Here is an 18,536-nt window from a genome sequence, read left to right on the forward strand (position 1 = left end):
CGAAAGAGAGCAGCAATGACTCTGACCATCGAGCAGGCCACTCAGTTTGCCGACGCGTTCGAGCGCCTCGTGCGCGGTGTCGAGCGCGTGGTGCTCGGCAAGAACCACGTGATCCGCCTCGCCTTCACCGCGCTGCTGAGCGAGGGGCATCTGCTGCTCGAAGACGTCCCGGGCACCGGCAAGACGTCGCTCGCCCGCGCCATCGCGCAGAGCGTGCGCGGCACGAGCAACAGGGTGCAGTTCACGCCCGACCTGTTGCCCGGCGATATCACCGGTGTGAGCGTCTACGATCAGCGGCACGGCACCTTCGAATTCCACCGCGGACCGATCTTCGCCAACATTGTGCTCGCCGACGAGATTAACCGTGCGAGCCCGAAGACGCAATCCGCCCTCCTCGAGGTGATGGAGGAGGGGCAGGTCACAACGGATGGCGTCACCCACCAGGTGGGCACGCCCTTCATGGTGATCGCCACGCAGAATCCGATCGAACAGGCCGGAACCTACCGGCTGCCCGAGGCGCAGCTCGACCGCTTCATCATGAAGTCGTCGATCGGCTACCCCGACCATGCGTCGATGATCCGCATCCTGGACGGGGCTGGCCATCGCGCCCACGAGGTGACCGTCGCCCCCGTGCTGTCTGCCGAGACGGTCGTCGAGCTCGCGGCCCTGGCCCGCACGGTTTTTGTGGACGCAAGCATCACCGACTATGTGTCCCGGCTGGTCGACGCCACCCGCACGGCGCCGGAAGTGCGCCTCGGAGTGAGCGTTCGAGGCGCACTCGCGCTGATTCGAACGGCGAAGACACGTGCTGCCGCGAACGGGCGGCACTATGTGATTCCCGACGACGTCAAGGTGCTTGCGGAACCCGTGCTCGCCCACCGCCTGCTGCTCGACCCTGAAAGCGAATTCGACGGCGTCACACCCTCGCAGGTTATTGCGCAGATCGTGGTCGAAACTGCGCCGCCGAGTGAACGGCAGCATACGCCCGACGCTGCTCATGTCTGATACCGTCACGCGCACTCGCGGCGTCGAGTCGTTCGCGCGGAGCGAGGGACGGATGGCCGCTGCTCTCGGCGCGGTGCTGGAGCACTCCAGACTCGCTCGCTCGGGCGTCGCCCGTGCGCTGCGGATCACGGCTTCGGTCGTCACCCCCCTCGGCTGGAGCATGGCAGCGACAGTTCTAGCAGCGTTCCTCGGAGGGTACGTCGGCGGTTGGACAGAGCTCGTGGCCATCGCCTGGGCCGGAGTCGTGTTACTCGGTGCGGCACTCCTGTTCCTGATCGGCCGCGCGCCCTATTCGATCGGGCTGGAGATGAGCGTGCACAGAGTCGTGGTCGGCGAACGAGCCACCGCTATCGTGCGCGTGCACAATTCCTCCCGGCGCCGGTTACCGGGCGTGAGCGTCGAGGTACCCGTCGGTGCCGGGTTGGTGGCCGTCGACATGCCGGGCCTGCGCCGGTCGGCGAGCTTCGTGGATGACCTTGGGGTGCCCACCCGCCGCCGCGGCGTGGTGGTCGTCGGCCCGGTGCGTACAGTCCGCGGCGACCCGATCGGTCTCGTTCGCAAGGAACGCGTGTGGGCCGACCGAACCGAACTCTTCGTGCACCCGCGCACCATCTCGATTCCCAGCATGAGCACGGGACTGATCCGTGATCTCGAGGGCAACCCCACCCGGGACCTCACCACCAATGACGTGTCCTTCAACTCGCTGCGCGAGTATGTTCCCGGCGACGAGCGCCGCAGCATCCACTGGAAGAGCACGGCCAAGACCGGCACCCTCATGGTGCGCCAGTTCGAGGAAACCCGGCGCAGCCACCTGATGGTCGTGTTAAGTCTTCGCACTGGGGATTTCGAAACGGATGACGAATTCGAGTTGGCCGTGAGCGTTGCCGGTTCCCTCGGGGTGCGGGCCATCCGCGACGGTCGCACCGTCTCCGTCGTGGTGAGCGCCCTCACGCCCACCGTCGCGCGGCGTCGGACGCCGGCGCTGCGGTCATTGAACACCGTGACGCGCCCCCGGCTGCTCGACGACCTGAGCACTATAGAACCGGTCGACCACGCGTTGGGCCTCGCCGACTTGGCGGGGTTGGCATCGGACAGCGTGACGGGAATCTCGGTTGCCTTCCTCGTCTGCGGCTCGACTCCGACGTCACGGGAGCTCAGGGCGGCCGCGAGTCGTTTCTCGACCGGGGTGGAGGTCGTTGCTGTCATCTGCGAGCCCGACGCGGCGCCGAGCCTGCGCCGCGTCGGCGAGCTGAGCGTTCTCACCGTCGGCTTTCTTGACGACCTGCAGAAGAGCCTCGCACGATCGAAGGCCGCATGAGCGGTTCAGTGCAGAGCCGACGGGAGGCCAGAACCCGCCCCCGCCCCCGGTTGTCGCTCGGTGCCGGGCACACCGTCGCGCTTCTCTTCGCGACGATCGCGGCATGCGTCACGCTGTGGCCCGTCTACCAGAGCCGCGAATTCATCGTGCTCGTGGGGGCGGCCTTCGCACTCGGTGCCGTGATCGCGGTGGGCGGCGCGCTGTTCCGCTGGCCGGCGTGGCTCGTTATCCTCGTCACCCTTGCGGGGTTCTTGGTCACGGGTGTGCCGCTCGCCGTTCCCGGTCGCGCGGTCGACGGACTCTGGCCGTCAGTACCGGGACTGGTTGACCTGCTGGCAGCAAGTGCCCTGAGTTGGAAGCAGCTCGTCACAATCGTGCTTCCCGTCGGTTCGTACCAGACTTTGCTTGTGCCGGCCCTCATTCTCGTGCTCGCGTCGACCGTGATCGGTCTCTCGACGGCGCTGCGGGCGCGCACTCCCGAACTTGCCGTCATCGCTCCAGGGATGCTTTTCGTGGCGGGCATCGCACTCGGGCCGGCCGTGGACTTCTTTCCCCTCCTCAGCGGGCTGGGCTTCTTCCTCACCGTGCTCGTGTGGCTGCTGTGGATGAGGCACGAGCGCAGGGACTCGGCCCTGCGCCTCGCGGCCGGGGTCCTGGATGCGCCGTCGCGTCCGGCACAGGCTGCGCGCGGCGATTCACTCCACGCGACGGCTCCCGCCGTGCTGAGTGCCACCGCGATTCTCCTGACGGCCGCGTCGATCGGCGCACTGGCAGCCGTTGCCGTGCCGGCGCAGGCGGATCGTGACGTGCTTCGAACCCGGGTGCAGCAGCCCTTCGACCCGCTGGACTACTCCAGCCCCCTCAGCGAATTCCGCAGTTACCTGCAACCGGCCCGTGCCGACGAGCCACTTCTTGAGGTGGAGGGGCTGCCGCGTGGCGGGCGACTGCGTCTTGCGGCTCTCGACACCTATGACGGGATCGTCTACTCCGTGGGCGATTCAGGCACCCGGAGTGTGTCGGGGGCGTTCACCCGCCTGCCGTACCGGCTGGACCAGAGTGTCGTGGCGGGGGAGCAGACCACGCTTTCTGTCACCGTCGAGGGCTATACGGGCGTGTGGGTTCCGGGGTCCGGACAGCTCGAACAGATCGACTTCCGAGGTTCAACCTCCGTCGCTCGCTCGGATTCCTTTTACTACAACGACGCCGGGGCATCCGCTGCGGTGATATCCGGCCTCACCCGCGGCGACCGTTACGTGAGCGAGTCGGTCACTCCGCTGCCCGTCGCCGACCTCGAAGCGCTGCGTCCGGGTTCGGCAGTTCAGCCGCCTCTCGGCCTGGTGCCCGATCGCCTGGTGCAGGCCCTGGACGGATACGCGCGCGGGGACGACGCCCCAGGAGTTCGGCTGCGAGACGCCCTCGACGGGCTGGCGCGCGACGGCTACGTCAGTCACGGAATCGCCTCGGATGAACCGATCAGCCGGTCCGGACATGGCGCCGACCGCATCACGCAGCTGTTCACCGACGTGCCAATGATCGGCGATCAGGAGCAGTACGCGGTTGCGGCGGCTCTGATGGCCCGGCAGATCGGCTTCCCTGCTCGGGTCGTGGTGGGCTTCGCGCCCGACCCGGGCCGTACGGGTGCCGTGCAGGTGACCGGTGCGGACATGTCGGCCTGGATCGAGGTGCAGTCGAGCGAGGGCGCCTGGGTCACGATCGACCCGACACCGATACGTCGAGACATACCGCGGAACCAACCCGACGAGCCCACCATTGTGTCGCGCCCGCAGTCAGTGCTGCCCCCGCCCGCTGTTGATACCCCGCAACAGCGCGACCCCGAGCCGGCGGAACGCACGGTCGAAGAACCGGCCGTTGGGCTGAGCCCACTGCTTGCCTTCCTGCTCGCGGCGGCGACCGTAGCCGGGTGGACGCTGCTCGGACTCGCTGTGGCCCTGTCGCCCTTCCTTTTCGTGGTCGCGGCCAAGGCGCGCCGCCGCCGTCTGCGGCGTACCCGGCCCGACCCTCGTGACAGGATGAGTGGGGGATGGCATGAATTCGTCGATGCGGCGGCCGACAGCGGCATCGAATTGCCGGTGCGCGCGACGCGGTTAGAGCTGGCCGGCACGGTGTCCGGCTCGATCCGTGGCACGCACGCCCACGTCCTCGCCGTGGCCGTGGACCGCGCCCTGTTCTCGCCCGATACGACGTCACGTGCCGATTCTGATGCCGCCTGGGGCGCGGTCGATCACCTCCGTCGTCAGCTCATGGAGGGAAAGAGTCGCTGGGAACGCCTGCGAGCGTTCCTCTCGGTGCGGTCGTTCGGTCGGTATTCTGGAGGCAGACGCACAAAGGAGGGCCAGCGCTCGTGAAGTGTCAGATTTGTGGGGCGATGCTCCCCACGGGAGCCATGTTCTGCGGCGAATGCGGAAGCTCCAGCACCGCGACCCCACTCACTCGCAAGCGTCCCGACCCGCGACCGAGCGACACGACGATCATCGAGCCGCTGCTGCCCCGGCGGCCCGCCGTGATCTCGGTTCCCATCCAGACGGGGCCGCCCGCCGCGCCGCCCGCCGTCTCGGTGCCCGCCGTGCCGATGTCCGCCGTTACGGAGGGCCCGCCCTTCGCGCCGGCCGGTTTTGTGCTGCAATTCAGCACCGGCGAGACTGTCTCCGTTCGTGGGACCGGGCTCATCGGTCGCCGCCCGATGCCGCAACCCGGGGAAACGTTCGACCAGCTGCTGACCGTAGCGGATGTCGGCCTGTCGGTTTCCAAGACGCACCTCGAATTCGGCCAATACGACGGCGAATTCTGGGTGAGTGACCGATTTTCGGGCAATGGCACTGTGCTCCGGCGTCCGAACGAGGGTCCGGTGCGTTGTGAGCCCGGTCGTCGCTACATGGTGGCCCGTCGCTCCCGCATCGAGATCGCCGATCAGTACCTCACGGTGAACTGAGCCACTCCTCCACCGGGATTGCCGCAGGAACGTGCTGCACAGTTCGGCAGACGCCGAACACGGAAGCGCCCCGGCGTGGTGTGCTGGTCGGGTGATTCTCACCGATGAACCCCTCAGCCTGCCGATCAGGGCGGTGCCACCGCCACCGGCGGCCTTTCCATTGCTCGTGACACTCGCGCCACTCGTGGCGGCGGCGGCGATCTGGTTCGTCACGGGCTCGGCCTTTGCGCTGATCTTCGCGGTGCTGAGCCCCGTGATCGCCGTCGCGAGCATGTGTGACACGCGGCGTAGCCAGAGAAAGCGCGGCGCGGCAGAGCGTGCGACATATGACGAGGGCATCCGGGTGCTGCGGTCGAGCGTGACCGAACGCCATGACCTGCTGCGCAGAACGCTCAGAACGCGCACCCCGTCGGTCAAGACAATCCTGGCCGAACCGACCGGTGCCGGTCGCTGGCGGGATACCGCGCCGACGGTTATCACCCTGGGTCTCGGATGCGTGCGCAGCGATCTGCGCATCGCTGGCCCCGCCGAGTCGGCTGAGCATCGGGAGCTTCGACTCTGGGCGGGCACCCTGACGGACGCCCCCATCGCCGTGGACGCTCGTGCCGGCGTCGGAATCGTTGGACCGGAAGCGTTGACGAGGGCGCTTGCGCGAGGAATCGTCGTGCAACTGTGCTTCGCATCGCCGCCAACCGATGTCGCGATCCGGAGCGTGCCTGAGAGCTGGGCGTGGAGTGCGGGCCTGCCACATACTCTCAGCGGCCGGTGCGAGGCCATCGTGGTCCGGGAATGCGGGCGGCCTTCTGTCGGTGCCGTCCAGTCACCAGCTCGGCTTGATCATCGCGAAACGAGCACGACCATGACGATCACGACCGCCGAGCGGTTGGAAGACCTTCCCCCGGGGTGCGGCACGGTCGTGCGTGTAGACGGCCCGCATCGCGCCACCGTACTGGCGTCAGCGGTGCACGCGGGCGGGCTTGAATTTCAACCGGAACTCGTGTCGGCCGAGGAGGCTGCCCGCTTCGCCGCCGAGGCCCGGCAACAGGCGCGTGGCGCCGGCCTGCTCGCAAGCGGCCCGTCTCTGCCACGCTCGCTCGCCTTCTCCGAACTGACGTTCCCCGCCGCAGGTGACGCGAGTGGGGGAGCACCCGCCGGGCTCTCGTGCGTGCTCGGGCGTGGTGAGAGCGGGGACGTGCACGTCGACCTCGTGCGGGCGGGACCGCACGCAGTCATAGGCGGCACGACAGGCAGTGGAAAGAGTGAGCTGCTCATCACCTGGGTGACCTCGATCGCCGGCGCGTACTCGCCGGCCCAGGTCACCTTTCTCCTCGTGGATTTCAAAGGCGGCGTCGCCTTCCGACCGTTGTCGGCCCTGCCGCACTGTGTGGGGCTGATCACCGACCTCGACGCCGAGGCGGCGGCCCGAACGCTGGCGAGCCTGTCGGCCGAGCTGCGGTATCGAGAGCGTATCCTGCGGGCTGCGCAAGCCACCGACGTGGCGGACCCGCGAGTGGCCTCAGGGCCAACCCCGCTGCCGCGTCTAGTCATCGTGGTGGACGAGTTCGCCACCATGATCAACGTATTCCCCCAGCTGCATGCGCTCTTCGTCGACGTCGCGGCGCGGGGCCGATCTTTGGGCATGCACCTGATTCTCTGCACCCAACGGCCGGCTGGCGTGGTGCGCGACGCACTACTGGCAAATTGCAGCCTGCGGGTTTCGCTCCGGGTGAACAATGCCGCCGACAGCCAGGCCGTGATCGGAACGGATGCCGCGGCCCAGTTGAGTGCAGAGATCCCCGGGCGCTGCCTGATCGCCGCCGCCTCGGAAGAGCCCCGGCTGTGCCAGGTTGCCACCGCCGAAGAGGTCGACATTCGGGCCGCCAGCGACAGGGCCGAACCGGCGATGACCGGGAGCAGCTCACACGTCAGGCGCCCGTGGCTGGATCCGCTCCCGCCGCTCGTGACGGGCAGCGACCTAGCCGGGATCGATGACGAGAACGGTGACGGCTTATTGCTTGGGCTGCTCGATGAGCCGGAACGGCAACGCTACAGGGTGGCACGTTGGAACCCGGCCACAGACGGTCACCTGCTCGTGGTGGGCGGTGCCCGCTCCGGCAAGTCGACTCTGCTCCAGAGCCTCGCGACTGATACGCGGTGCACTCTCATCCCGGCGGACGTGGAAGGAACGTGGGATGCCCTCGCACGGGCTTGCCGCCGACTCGAGTCCGTCGGCCCGGTCGTGGGCGACCCCGTGCCCGCGCAACCGCGTGTCCTCCTGCTCGACGACCTGGATGCGGTCTGTGCGCGCTGGGATCCCGAGCATCGCATGGACGCCCTGGACATGCTCACCACCCTGCTGCGCGACGGCCCCGCGGCACAGCTGTTCGTCGTCGTGTGCGTCCAACGCCTTGTCGGGGCTCTGCAACACCTCACCGCCACCTGCGAGAACGTGCTGATTCTGCGTGTGCCGAACGCGGCGGAGCACCAGGCGGCGGGTGGCACCGCTGCCCAGTTCGATGCCACACTGCCACCCGGCGGCGGCCGCTGGCGGGGGCTGCGCGTGCAACTACTCTGCCCGGACGTCAGGGCTGCGGTGCCCACAAGGCAAGCGCCGCCCGCGGCGGGTCCGGAACCGCTGCATCCGCTGTTGGTGGTCACCCGTGCGTCTGCCGGAGCCGCCGCGCGGTGGCGCTCGGCCGGCGGGGGCAACAACCAGATCGTCGATCTCACCGGAAAACCGGTGCTCTCCGGTGGAGAACGGCTGGAGGTAACGGCTGGCGGCGGCGCCGTCATCGTCCTGGGGGACGCCGAGGCCTGGCAGACTCAGTGGGCCGTTCTGGCCGCCCTGCGCACGCGGGCCACGCTCGTGTTCGAGGGCAGCAGCCTCGCAGACTTTCGGGTCGTTTCACGTCGCAGGGAACTGCCCCCTCCTCTTGCGCCTGGTCGGGGGCACGTGTGGGCCCTGCACCCGGACGGCACGGTCACCCGGGCTTCGCTGCCGGGCGGGCCGGTCGTCTGAGCTAGGTCAGGACGTCCGCCACCGCCCGATGTTCGAGGCCGTGCGCGCTCGCCACCGGGGCGCTCACGAGCATGCCCGCGTGCGTATTGAGCCCCTCGGCCAGTGGAGCATTCGAGCGCAGCGCGTCCCTCCAGCCGAGGGTCGCGATGGATCGAACGTAGGGGAGCGTCGCGTTTGTCAACGCGTACGTGGAGGTGTTGGGAACGGCTCCGGGCATGTTCGCAACGCAGTAGAACAGCGACTGGTGCACGGTGAAGGTGGGGTCGGCGTGGGTCGTCGGACGGGAGTCGGCGAAACATCCGCCTTGGTCAACCGCGATGTCCACGAGCACGCTGCCGGCTCGCATGCGCGAAACCAGGTCGTTGCTCACGAGTTTGGGCGCGCGGGCCCCGGGGATGAGCACCGAACCGATCACCATATCGGCTTCCATCACGGCCTTGGCGATTTCGAAACTGTTCGAGGCGATCGTCTTCACCCGGCCGAAGTACAGGGCATCGAGCTCGCGCAGGCGAAACAGGTTGGTGTCCAGCACGGTCACGTCGGCACCGAGTCCGAGGGAGACCTGCATGGCGGCCGTGCCGGCGACCCCGCCGCCGAGAATCGTGATCCTGGCCGGGTGGGTGCCCGGAACGCCGGGTACGAGCAGGCCGGGACCGCCGTTTGGCTTGAGCATGACGTTGGCGCCCACGATGGGAGCGAGTCGGCCCGCGACCTCGCTCATGGGAGCGAGCAACGGGAGTGCCCGGGACGGAAGCTGCACTGTCTCGTAGGCGATCGCGGTGACGCCGGCCGCGAGCAGGGCGTGGGTGAGTTCGGGTTCCGCGGCCAGGTGCAGGTAGGTGAAGAGCACGAGGTCGGAGCGAAAGTAGGAATACTCGCTCTGCACAGGTTCCTTCACCTTGAGCAGCAGGTCGGCCGCGGCCCAGGTGCTCGCGGCGTCCGGCATGATCGTGGCACCCGCGGCAATGTAGGCCTCGTCGGGGATCGTCGATCCGACTCCGGCGCCGGCCTGGATGAGTACCTCGTGTCCGTTCGAGATGAGTTCGTGCACGCCGGCGGGTGTGATGGCCACCCGAAACTCGTTGTTCTTGACCTCGGTGGGAATCGCGACCTTCATGGTGCTCCTTGTGGGCCCGGCATCGCCGTGGAACAACGCTGTTCCTGCCTATGACAAGGCTAGCCCTGCCGCCGGTATTCTCGGAGTATGAGGTCGTTCCACGTTCTGGTCAACGCGGCCGCTGGCGGCTCCTCAACCCGCCAGGCCGGGGCCTCGGTCGTGAGGCTGCTGCGGGAGGCGGGCGCCGATGCGGTGCTCAGCGTCACGGAAAGCGCCGCCAACGCGTGCCGGTTGGCTGCGCACGCCGCCCGGCTGAATGCCGTGATCGTGGCCGTCGGCGGCGATGGCACTGTCGGGTCCCTCGCGGGCATGGTCGTTCGCGAAGGAGGCACGCTCGGTCTCGTTCCGATCGGCCGCGGCAACGACTTCGCCCGCCAGTTGGGGGTGCCGTCCGGTGTGCCAGAGGTCGTGCGTGTGCTTCTGGACGGTCAGGTGAAGCCTGTCGACGTGATCGACGTCAACGGGCAGATCGTGGTCGGCAGCGTCTACGCGGGAATCGACTCACTCACATCCGAGCTCGTGAACAGGGCGCACTGGCTTCCGTCGAGACTGCAGTACCCGTTTGCGGCCATCCGCGCCATCGCGACTCATCGATCGACGCGGTACTGGATCTGTGTCGACGGGGTCGATCGCGTTGTCGAAGCCCACACCGTCGTCGTGGCCAATTCGGGATATTACGGTTCCGGCATGCACGTTGCGCCCACGGCTCGGGCCGACGACGGGCTGCTCAACGTGGTGATCATCGGGGAAGCCGGGCGACTACGGCTGCTGAAGGCTTTGCGCATGGCCTATGACGGGTCGCACGTCACCCTCGACGAGGTTACAGAGGCCACCGGGCGGGAGATCACGATCGCGTCGGTGGGAGCGCTCGCCGCCTATGCCGACGGCGATCGGATCGGCGCGCTACCCGTGACCGCGCGCATGCTCGCGGGGCCCTCAAGGTGCTCGTTCCCTAACGCCGTGCGTGTAGGGCTCGGGCTGCCTACGTGTAGCTCGGGCGGATCGAGCCCACCGGCTGGCCGCCACCGGTGACGACGAGGCCGAGTTCGGGGAGCAGAGCGTCGACATCCGCTCGGGCGATCGCGCCGGCGTCGGCGAGGAGGCTCAGGGCCACGATGGCGGCGGCTCGCAGGTTGCCGTCGAGGATCTTGAGGGCCACGGTCACGCCGTTCTCGGCCGAGGCCACCATGATGCCTTCGGCGCCGCCCTTCATGAAGAGGCCGAGCCTGTCGATCACGATGCTGTCGGACAGACCGGGGCCGGCGATGACCCAGCCGTTTTCGCGCACGGCCTCGGCGAGGAAGCCGGCCTCGCGGTAGATGGCGAACGGGGAGTTCGACTTGGACGTGGCGATGCGGGCGATGCCGCGAGCCAGCCCGGTGAGCGAGAGCGCGTGCACAGGGGCGCCGCAGCCGTCGATCCCCGAGGCTGTGGGGCGTTCACCGGTGAAGCGCTCGACGACGTCGAGGATACGCTTCTGCAGCGGATGCTCAGGCTCAAGGTAGCCCGTGAGAGCCCAGCCGTTCTGCACGCACGCTACGAGCATTGCGGCGTGCTTTCCTGAGCACTCCATGTTCACCTGGGACTTGCCGGCGCCGAGACGCACGAGCGCGTCGCGGGAGGCCGAGTCGATCGGCCAGGCGGTCGGGCAGCCCAGGGCGGCCTCCGTGATGCCGGCCCGCGCGAGCAGCCCGCGCACGAGGTCGGTGTGCTTCTGGGTGCCGCTGTGACTCGCGGTGGCGATCGCCGCGTCCTCGCCGCGCAGGGTCACGCCGCTCGACATGACGGCGATGGCCTGGAACGGCTTCATGGCCGAACGCGGAAAGATGGGGGTTTCGATGTCGCCGAGCGCACGGAGCACCTCGCCGTTGGCGCCGAGCACCACGGCAGACCCGGAGTGGCGGGATTCGATGAAGCCGCTGCGTTCGACGACAGCGAGCTCGACCGCATCGGTCGTGGTGAAGGTTTCTGACACGGTCGTGCTCCCTGTGATTATCAATGCGTACTCCGTGGTGCGTGCTCGGCACATGTGGTCGCGCCGCGGTTGTGGCCAGGAACTACAGTGCTGCCATGGCGTCGTCGATGACCGAGAGGGCGTCCGCGATGAGCGCGTCGGTCAGCGCGAGGCTCGGTAGGAAACGCAGCACGTTGCCGTAGGTGCCCGCGGTGAGCAGCAGGACGCCGTGTGCGGCGGCGTAGGCCGAAATGGCGGAGACAGCGGCGGCGTTCGGTACCTTCGTGGTGGCACCGGTGCCAGACGCCACGAGCTCGATCGCGATCATCGCCCCGCGGCCGCGGATTTCTCCGATGATGTCGTACTTGTTCTTCAAGGTGGTGAGGGCCGAGATCAGGCTCTCGCCGATGCGCAAGCCCTCGGCGAGCAGGTTGTTTGCCTCGATTGCTTCGAACACGGCGACGGCAGCCGCACACGAGACCGGGTTTCCACCGAAGGTGCCGCCGAGGCCGCCGGGCTGGGAGGCGTCCAGAATTTCAGCGCGGCCGGTGACGGCGGCGAGTGGGAAACCGCCCGCGATTCCCTTGGCCGAGAGCACGAGGTCGGGGATCCAGCCGAAGTGCTCGCTCGCGAAGTACTTTCCGGTGCGGCCCATGCCGCTCTGAATTTCGTCGGCGATCATGACGACGCCGTTCTCGGTGCACCAGACCTGCAGGGCGGGCAGGAAGCCGTCGGCCGGCACCATGAAGCCACCCTCGCCCTGGATGGGCTCGACCACGAGGCAGGCCAGGTCTGACGCGCCGATGACCTTCTCGAGGTACGCGATGGTGCGAGCCGCGGCATCCGCTCCACTGAGGCCGTCGTGATACGGGTACGAGCTCGGAGCGTGGTACACATCGCTCGCGAGGGGGCCGTAGCCGGTGGCGTAGGGGGCGGCCTTGTAGTTCATGGCCATGGTCAGCACGGTGCGGCCGTGGTAGGCGTGGTCGAGCACGGCGACGGCACGGCGGCCGGTGTACTTGCGGGCGATCTTCACGCCGTTCTCCACGGCCTCTGCACCGGAGTTGATGAGGACCGACTTCTTGGGGAAGTCACCGGGGGTGTGCTCGGCGAGGAGTTCGGCGACGCGCACGTACTCCTCGTACGGGGTCACGGTGAAGAGGGTGTGAATGAATTCCTCGGTCTGTGCCACGGCGGCGGCGACGACGCTCGACTGCGTGTGCCCGATTGTGGTCACGCCGATGCCGGCTCCGAGGTCGATGAACTGGTTGCCGTCGACGTCGACGACGATCGCCCCGTTCGCCTTCGCAATGTAGACGGGCAGCATGGAGTTGACGCCGCTCGACACCACGGCCAGACGTCGCGCATGCAGCTCGGCCGACTTCGGACCGGGAATCGCGGTCACGATCTTGCGCTCCTGGGGAACGGTGTAGGCGGGCGAAACGGAGGCAGGCGTAAGGATGTCAGTCATGATGCTTCCACTTTACCGACCGAGTGTGGGCTGCACCTGAGTTCGGCTGCAAGAATCTTGTAGAGGCAAGGGAGAAGCATGAACGGAGTGCACGATTATGCGGTGCGGGTCGACTGGACCGGCAACCGTGGCACCGGAACGAGCCACTACAAGGCCTATGGGCGCGAGCATGTGATTTCGCCGGCGGGGCGGGCATCCGCTGAGAAGGAACCGATCAGGGGTTCGTCGGACCCGACATTCCACGGCGACAATGACCGCTGGAATCCCGAGGAGCTGCTGCTCGCGGCGCTCAGCCAGTGCCACCTCTTGTCGTACCTGCACGTGGCCGCCCGCAACGGGGTCACCGTGACGGCCTACACGGATGCTCCGATCGGCACCATGAAACAGGTCGCCGGGGGTGGTGGCCACTTCACCTCGGTCACGCTGCGACCGCGCGTGACGATCGCTGACCCTGACCAGGTCGATTTCGCGCAGTCACTGCACGCCGAGGCCGCCCGCGAATGTTTCATCGCGTCGTCCGTCAACTTTCCCGTGGGACACGAGCCCGTCACTGTCGCGGGCTGACGGCACGCTCGGTGGTTGGTCACAGTCGCAGCAGGGTGCGGCCTTCGGCAGCTCGGGGATGGGGAACGCGCCGTGGTTTCGCCCCTTTCGCTGGTCGAGGAACGCCGTCTACGGCGTGTCTCGAGACCCGGTGAGCCGAGTCTCGAGAGTCGGGTCGCGCGGTCTCGATCGGTCCTTCGTCGCGCCTCGACCAGCGGGTCCCGCGCGCCGCTGATCCACTCCGGCGCAAAAGGCCGCACTAGCTAGAGATGCTCGCTCCTCGACCGGGGGGAGGGGCGGCTTGTCGCGATCAATGGGCGCGTCAGGACGCCGCGACCCGCCAGAGGCTAAGACGTGAGCTCGGCGAGGTCTTTGAGGCGGGCGAGGGCCAGCAGCCACAGTTCCGTGAACATCGAGGCGAGTTCGTCGAGACTATCCACGTTCACCGTGACCCTCGTGCCGGAGTTGATCTCTGTGAACGAGTAGAGCTCGTGCGTTCCGGTAATGGCCCGGGCAATCTCGCTCGTGGTGTCGTCGACGCCGTCGAGCACCTGGCCGACGTACTCCAGCGAGACGAATTCACCTGGGCGGTTGTCGACAACCGTGGCGATCATGCCCCCGACGGAACCCGTGCTATCGAGACCGACGAAGCGGATCGTGTCGCCCACCTCCCACGTGCCCTCAAAGTGCGAATCCGAGTTGGAATCGGAGTTGAACGCTCCTGTCCACTCGCGATACGTGGTCTCGTCGAGCATCGTTGCCCACACGTGGCGGGCCGGGGCGTCGACGTCTACAGTGAAGTGCAGCTTCTTCATGGTGCTGTTCTACTCCTGGATCGTGCCAGCGGCCAGTGCAGATCTGAACGAAAGCGCCCCGCCTCGAGTCGCCCGATTGGGCGACTCGAGGCGGGGCTTGGCGCCTACTACGCGGTCGGGTACGCAGCCACCAGGGCCGCGAGGGCCTCTTCGATCACAGTGGCGGCGTCGTCGATCAGCTCGTCGGAGATGACGACCGACGGCATGATGCGCAGCACGGAGTCCCAGCTGCCGGCGTCGAGCACGATCACTCCGTTGCTGGTCGCGTGTTTGATCACCGCCGTGAGTGCCTCGGGGTAGGGCTTCTTCGTGCCGGGGTGCACCAGCTCCACACCGAACATCGCGCCCTTGCCGCGAACATCTCCGACCACGGAATACTTTTCTGCCCAGCCGCCGATGCGCGCCTGCAGCGTCTTTTCCACCCGCTGTGCTTCGGCGAGGAGGTTGTCGCGCTCGATCAGGTTGAACACGGCGAGGGCCGCGGCAGTCGACACCGGGTTGCCGCCGAAGGTGCCGCCGACGCCGCCGGGCTGCACGGAATCCATGATGTCGGCGCGGCCGGTGACGGCGGCGAGCGGGAAGCCGCCGGCGATGCCCTTAGCCGTGGTTACCAAGTCGGGAACAACGTCGTGGTGTTCGATCGAGTACCAGACGCCAGTGCGGGCGATACCCGCCTGGATCTCGTCGGCGACGAACACGATGCCGTTCTCGGTGCAGAATTCGCGCAGGCGCGCGAAGTAGCCGGGTGCGGGAATGACGATGCCGCCATCGCCCTGGATCGGCTCGACAAAGAACGCGGCGATCTCGGTGGCGCCGATGTGAGTCGTAATGTAATCGATCGTCTTCTCGGCGGCCTCGAGGCCTGAGAGCCCATCGTGGTAAGGGTAGCTCGTGGGCACGCTGTAGATCTCGCCCGGGAACGGTCCCATCCCGGCGCGTTCCGGCCACGGCCGGTAGGTCATGGCCATGGTGAGGTTGGTGCGACCGTGGAACGCGTGGTCGAGGGCCACGATGGCGCGACGGCCGGTGAACTTGCGGGCGATCTTCACCGCGTTCTCCACGGCCTCTGCGCCGGTGTTCACGAGGATCGAGCGCTTCTCAAAGTCGCCGGGGGTGATCTCGGCGAGCTTTTCGGCGACCTTCACGTAGTTTTCGTACGGGGTGACGGTGAAGAGCGTGTGCGTGAGCTTGGCGGCCTGAGCGGATGCCGCGGCGGCGACATCCGGGTGGGCGTGGCCGACTGTCGTGACACCGATGCCGCAGCCGAGGTCGATGATCTGATTGCCATCGACGTCGACGAGTATCGCGCCGGCGCCGTGATCCATGTAGATGTTGGCGAGTGTTCCGGCGCCGCGGGCGACGGTTCGCTCCCGGCGCTTCTGGAGCTCAACCGACCGGGGGCCGGGAAGAGCGGTGACGAGTTTGCGTTGCTGGGGGACCGAATAGGAGGCAGTCATCTCTCCAGCCTATGACCGTCGGCTGAGTCCGATGACCGTGCGCTACACCCGTTCGCGGGGAAAGACCTTGTCGGCGAGCCGATGCAGGGTGCCGGCCGGCGGGGATTCGTTGTAGGTCTTGGCCAGCTCCTGACCAGAGAGTCCGTGAATGGCTGCCATGATCTCATCCGTTGCCTGTCGGCGGGCCTTGCCCGAGTCGGCGGAGCCGTGGCCGCTCAGATCGAGCGGTTCCCCGAATGCCACGGTGAACTTACGGATGCGTGGGCGTTTGGAGCCCACCGGCATGATCTCCTGAGTGCCGATGAGGCCCACGGGTACCACGACAGCACCCGTGGTGAGAGCGAGCCAGGCCACACCCGTGCGACCCCGATACAGGCGACCGTCGAGCGAGCGGGTGCCCTCGGGGTAGATGGCAAAGGCGCTCTCGGCTTCGAGGATGCCCCGGCCCGCGTCGAGCGCGACCTGCGCGGCCTGCCCGGCCCCGCGTTCCACGCCCACGGCCCCAATCGAGGTGAAGAATGTGCGCGACACCCAACCCTTAAAGCCGGTGCCCGTGAAATAGGTTGATTTGGCGAGGAACTGCACGTGCCGCGGCGACATCAGCGGAATGACGATGCTGTCGATGAACGACAGGTGGTTGCTCGCGAAGATGACCGGACCGGTCTTGGGAACGTTCTCGCGCCCGGTGAGCGTCGGCCGAAAGACCAATCGCGCGATCGGCGCCATGATCCCGTAGCCGAGAAAGTACACAAATCCGGGACGTTTGGTTCGCTGGGGGGAGACGACTGCAGCGTCGTCCTGGGGTTCTTCATCGGCACCGGTCACTGGTCGACCATACTCTGCCCGGCACCTGCACCTAGCATGGAGGCGTGCGCAGAGTAATTATCCTCGGGTCCACCGGTTCCATCGGTACGCAGGCCCTCGACGTGATCAAGGCCAATCCGACCAGGTTTGAGGTGGTCGGCCTGTCTGCCGGACGCAACCGTGAACTGCTTGATCAACAGGCGGCTGACTTCCACGTTGATGACACCGCGCTCGGTGCCGACGAGGCCGAGCAACTGGTGCGCGACGTCGACGCCGATGTCGTGCTCAACGGCATCACCGGCTCGGTCGGCCTCGGCCCGACCCTCGCGGCGCTCAAGGCCGGGCGCACCCTCGCCCTGGCCAACAAGGAGTCACTCATCGTGGGCGGCGACCTCGTGAAGAACCTGGCGGCACCCGGGCAGATCGTGCCGGTCGACTCGGAGCACTCCGCGATCGCCCAGGCGCTGCGATCCGGTACAGCGGATGAGGTGCGGCGCCTTGTGCTCACGGCATCCGGCGGTCCGTTCCGCGGGCGCACTCGTGAGCAGCTCACCGCGGTGACGCCCAGGGAAGCGCTCAACCATCCCACCTGGGACATGGGCCTCGTGATCACTACCAACTCGGCGACGCTCGTGAACAAGGGGCTCGAGATCATCGAGGCGCACCTGCTCTTCGACGTGCCGTACGACCGCATCGACGTGGTCGTGCACCCGCAGTCGCTCGTGCATTCCATGGTGGAATTCATCGACGGATCGACAATCGCCCAGGCCTCACCACCGGACATGCGCCTCCCCATCTCGCTGGGCCTGGACTGGCCGAACCGGGTGGCCTCGGTAGGCACGCCGATGGACTGGTCGGTGGCCCACACCTGGACCTTCGAGCCCCTCGACGACTCGGCATTCCCCGCCGTTGACCTCGCCAAACGCGTGGGACGCGCCGGCGGCAGCTACCCGGCCGTCTTCAACGCCGCGAACGAGCAGGCGGTCGCGGCATTCCACGCCGGACAGATCGGCTTCCTCGCCATCGTCGACACGGTGTTGCGTGTGGTGGAATCCCACGAGCAAGACGGTCCACTCACCCGCGAATCACTCGCGAGCGCTGAGACCTGGGCGCGCGCCGCTGCCGACAAGATCATCGCGGGGTAGGGCGCGAGTCACATCCGGTAGCTGTCGGCGGTCGTAAACAGAGCCTCTGGCCACGGAGTCGCGGAAGCTCCGAGCATCTGCTCCGTCTCGGCGGAGTCAATCACGAACGGCATCCGGAACTGGTAACTCGACGCCCAAATCTCGCGCATCATCGGGTTGAGCGCCCCCACTCCCCGCAGCATCCACTGCGGGTAGGCGGCGATCGTTCCGCGGGTGCCGTCATGCTCGTTGAGCTGCGCAGCGATCTCATCGCGGCTGAAGGTGGCGCTTGGCACATGCCAGACGCGTCCCCACGCATCCGGGTAGTCGGCGGCCAGAATCAGGGTCGACACGATGTCGGGCAGGTAGCTCCAGCTGTGCGCGACGCCCGGTTTGCCCACCACGTGTGCCGACTTCGACCGAAGGATGGCGTGGAAGTACGTGTCGCCGAGGTGTGCGGTGCCGGCCACGCCAGGCCCGAAATAGTCGCTCGCGCGCACCTCGACCGCTCGGATATCGCCGCGATCGTTCGCAGCACGCAGCTTCGCCCAGCCGTCGCGGCGAATCATGCCCTTCTTCTCCGTCGTCAGCTCGGGGGAACGCTCCGTCATGGGTCGGGTCGGGGGCCCGTAGGGATAGAGGTTTCCCATTACGACGAGACCGGCGCCCGAAACGGATGCCGCGTGCATCGCCGCGTCGAAAATTGGCGGCCACTGCGCGGCCCAGTCCGTATACGGCGGATTCGTGCACAGAAATATCGTGTCGGCGCCGAAGGCCGCCCTGGCGAAGGCCTCCGGGTCACTCGCGTTGAACACGAGGGAGGTGGCCCCGGCTGCCGGCGAACCCGACCGTGTTGCGATCGTGACGGTATCGCCGCGAGAGGCGAGGCGTTCTGCCAGGGGACGGCCGATATGGCCGGCTCCTACCACGAGGTGCTGGGTCACTGGTTCCTTTCACGA

Annotated in this window: 15 protein-coding genes; 8 read left to right on the plus strand and 7 right to left on the minus strand. The window is 67.4% G+C overall.

Annotation, left to right across the window (positions count from 1 at the left end; all coding sequences use genetic code 11):
* Positions 1–15: 15 nt before the first annotated feature.
* The 5 genes from BJ997_RS03800 to BJ997_RS03820 all read left to right on the plus strand — a co-directional run bounded on the left by BJ997_RS03800 (position 16) and on the right by BJ997_RS03820 (position 8,292).
* A complete protein-coding gene (locus tag BJ997_RS03800) occupies positions 16–1,005 on the plus strand; it encodes an AAA family ATPase (RefSeq protein WP_035836410.1) in 990 nt (329 codons plus the stop codon).
* Positions 998–2,323 (plus strand): DUF58 domain-containing protein, encoded by a 1,326-nt coding sequence (locus BJ997_RS03805; RefSeq protein WP_035836418.1) that lies wholly within the window; start codon positions 998–1,000, stop codon positions 2,321–2,323. The genes BJ997_RS03800 and BJ997_RS03805 overlap by 8 nt, the downstream gene beginning before the upstream one ends.
* The gene (locus BJ997_RS03810; RefSeq protein WP_052542187.1) at positions 2,320–4,689 is read left to right on the plus strand and encodes a transglutaminase TgpA family protein; all 2,370 of its coding nucleotides are present in this window, start codon (positions 2,320–2,322) and stop codon (positions 4,687–4,689) included. Before BJ997_RS03805 ends, BJ997_RS03810 begins: the two co-directional genes overlap by 4 nt.
* On the plus strand, positions 4,686–5,273 hold the full coding sequence (locus BJ997_RS21335) for a hypothetical protein (RefSeq protein ID WP_236628929.1): 588 nt from the start codon (positions 4,686–4,688) through the stop codon (positions 5,271–5,273). Before BJ997_RS03810 ends, BJ997_RS21335 begins: the two co-directional genes overlap by 4 nt.
* Positions 5,274–5,439: 166 nt before the next feature.
* Entirely contained in the window at positions 5,440–8,292 is a 2,853-nt protein-coding gene (locus BJ997_RS03820; protein ID WP_152602159.1) for an FtsK/SpoIIIE domain-containing protein, read from the plus strand.
* Between the two features lies 1 nt (position 8,293).
* Here the strand turns inward: BJ997_RS03820 and ald are convergent, their stop codons facing one another.
* Positions 8,294–9,409 (minus strand): alanine dehydrogenase, encoded by a 1,116-nt coding sequence (gene ald, locus BJ997_RS03825; RefSeq protein ID WP_035836408.1) that lies wholly within the window; start codon positions 9,407–9,409, stop codon positions 8,294–8,296.
* A gap of 87 nt (positions 9,410–9,496) precedes the next feature.
* Between ald and BJ997_RS03830 the strand changes: the two genes are divergently transcribed.
* Positions 9,497–10,441 carry a diacylglycerol/lipid kinase family protein gene (locus tag BJ997_RS03830; RefSeq protein ID WP_084141181.1) on the plus strand — a complete coding sequence of 315 codons (945 nt, stop codon included), beginning with the start codon at positions 9,497–9,499 and terminating at the stop codon, positions 10,439–10,441.
* Here BJ997_RS03830 and BJ997_RS03835 read toward each other — a convergent pair.
* Together BJ997_RS03835 and gabT are read right to left on the minus strand one after the other, a co-directional pair.
* Positions 10,392–11,384 (minus strand): asparaginase, encoded by a 993-nt coding sequence (locus BJ997_RS03835; protein WP_035836407.1) that lies wholly within the window; start codon positions 11,382–11,384, stop codon positions 10,392–10,394. The two genes, BJ997_RS03830 and BJ997_RS03835, sit on opposite strands and share 50 nt — an antisense overlap.
* 82 nt (positions 11,385–11,466) lie before the next feature.
* Positions 11,467–12,834 carry a 4-aminobutyrate--2-oxoglutarate transaminase gene (gabT, locus tag BJ997_RS03840; RefSeq protein ID WP_035836406.1) on the minus strand — a complete coding sequence of 456 codons (1,368 nt, stop codon included), beginning with the start codon at positions 12,832–12,834 and terminating at the stop codon, positions 11,467–11,469.
* Positions 12,835–12,912: 78 nt separating this feature from the next.
* Here gabT and BJ997_RS03845 point away from each other — a divergent pair, with 78 nt between their 5' ends.
* Positions 12,913–13,398, plus strand: coding sequence for an OsmC family protein (locus BJ997_RS03845; protein WP_035836405.1), 486 nt, complete (start codon positions 12,913–12,915; stop codon positions 13,396–13,398).
* A 326-nt stretch (positions 13,399–13,724) separates the two neighbouring features.
* Here BJ997_RS03845 and BJ997_RS03850 read toward each other — a convergent pair whose 3' ends face one another.
* The 3 genes from BJ997_RS03850 to BJ997_RS03860 all read right to left on the minus strand — a co-directional run bounded on the left by BJ997_RS03850 (position 13,725) and on the right by BJ997_RS03860 (position 16,474).
* Complete coding sequence (locus BJ997_RS03850; protein WP_035836404.1) at positions 13,725–14,192, minus strand: SRPBCC family protein; 468 nt, start codon at positions 14,190–14,192, stop codon at positions 13,725–13,727.
* 107 nt (positions 14,193–14,299) lie between these two features.
* Positions 14,300–15,649 carry an aminotransferase class III-fold pyridoxal phosphate-dependent enzyme gene (locus BJ997_RS03855; RefSeq protein ID WP_035836402.1) on the minus strand — a complete coding sequence of 450 codons (1,350 nt, stop codon included), beginning with the start codon at positions 15,647–15,649 and terminating at the stop codon, positions 14,300–14,302.
* A gap of 42 nt (positions 15,650–15,691) precedes the next feature.
* Complete coding sequence (locus tag BJ997_RS03860) at positions 15,692–16,474, minus strand: lysophospholipid acyltransferase family protein (RefSeq protein ID WP_035836401.1); 783 nt, start codon at positions 16,472–16,474, stop codon at positions 15,692–15,694.
* Between the two features lie 44 nt (positions 16,475–16,518).
* On the opposite strand from BJ997_RS03860, the gene dxr reads away from it, so the two are divergent.
* Positions 16,519–17,598 (plus strand): 1-deoxy-D-xylulose-5-phosphate reductoisomerase, encoded by a 1,080-nt coding sequence (gene dxr / locus BJ997_RS03865; protein WP_035836400.1) that lies wholly within the window; start codon positions 16,519–16,521, stop codon positions 17,596–17,598.
* Positions 17,599–17,606: 8 nt separating this feature from the next.
* On the opposite strand, the gene BJ997_RS03870 is transcribed toward dxr, so the two are convergent.
* Positions 17,607–18,521 carry an NAD(P)-binding domain-containing protein gene (locus BJ997_RS03870; protein ID WP_035836399.1) on the minus strand — a complete coding sequence of 305 codons (915 nt, stop codon included), beginning with the start codon at positions 18,519–18,521 and terminating at the stop codon, positions 17,607–17,609.
* Positions 18,522–18,536: the final 15 nt, after the last annotated feature.

This window comes from Cryobacterium roopkundense, from assembly GCF_014200405.1.
In the GTDB taxonomy this organism is placed as follows: Bacteria; Actinomycetota; Actinomycetes; order Actinomycetales; family Microbacteriaceae; genus Cryobacterium; species Cryobacterium roopkundense.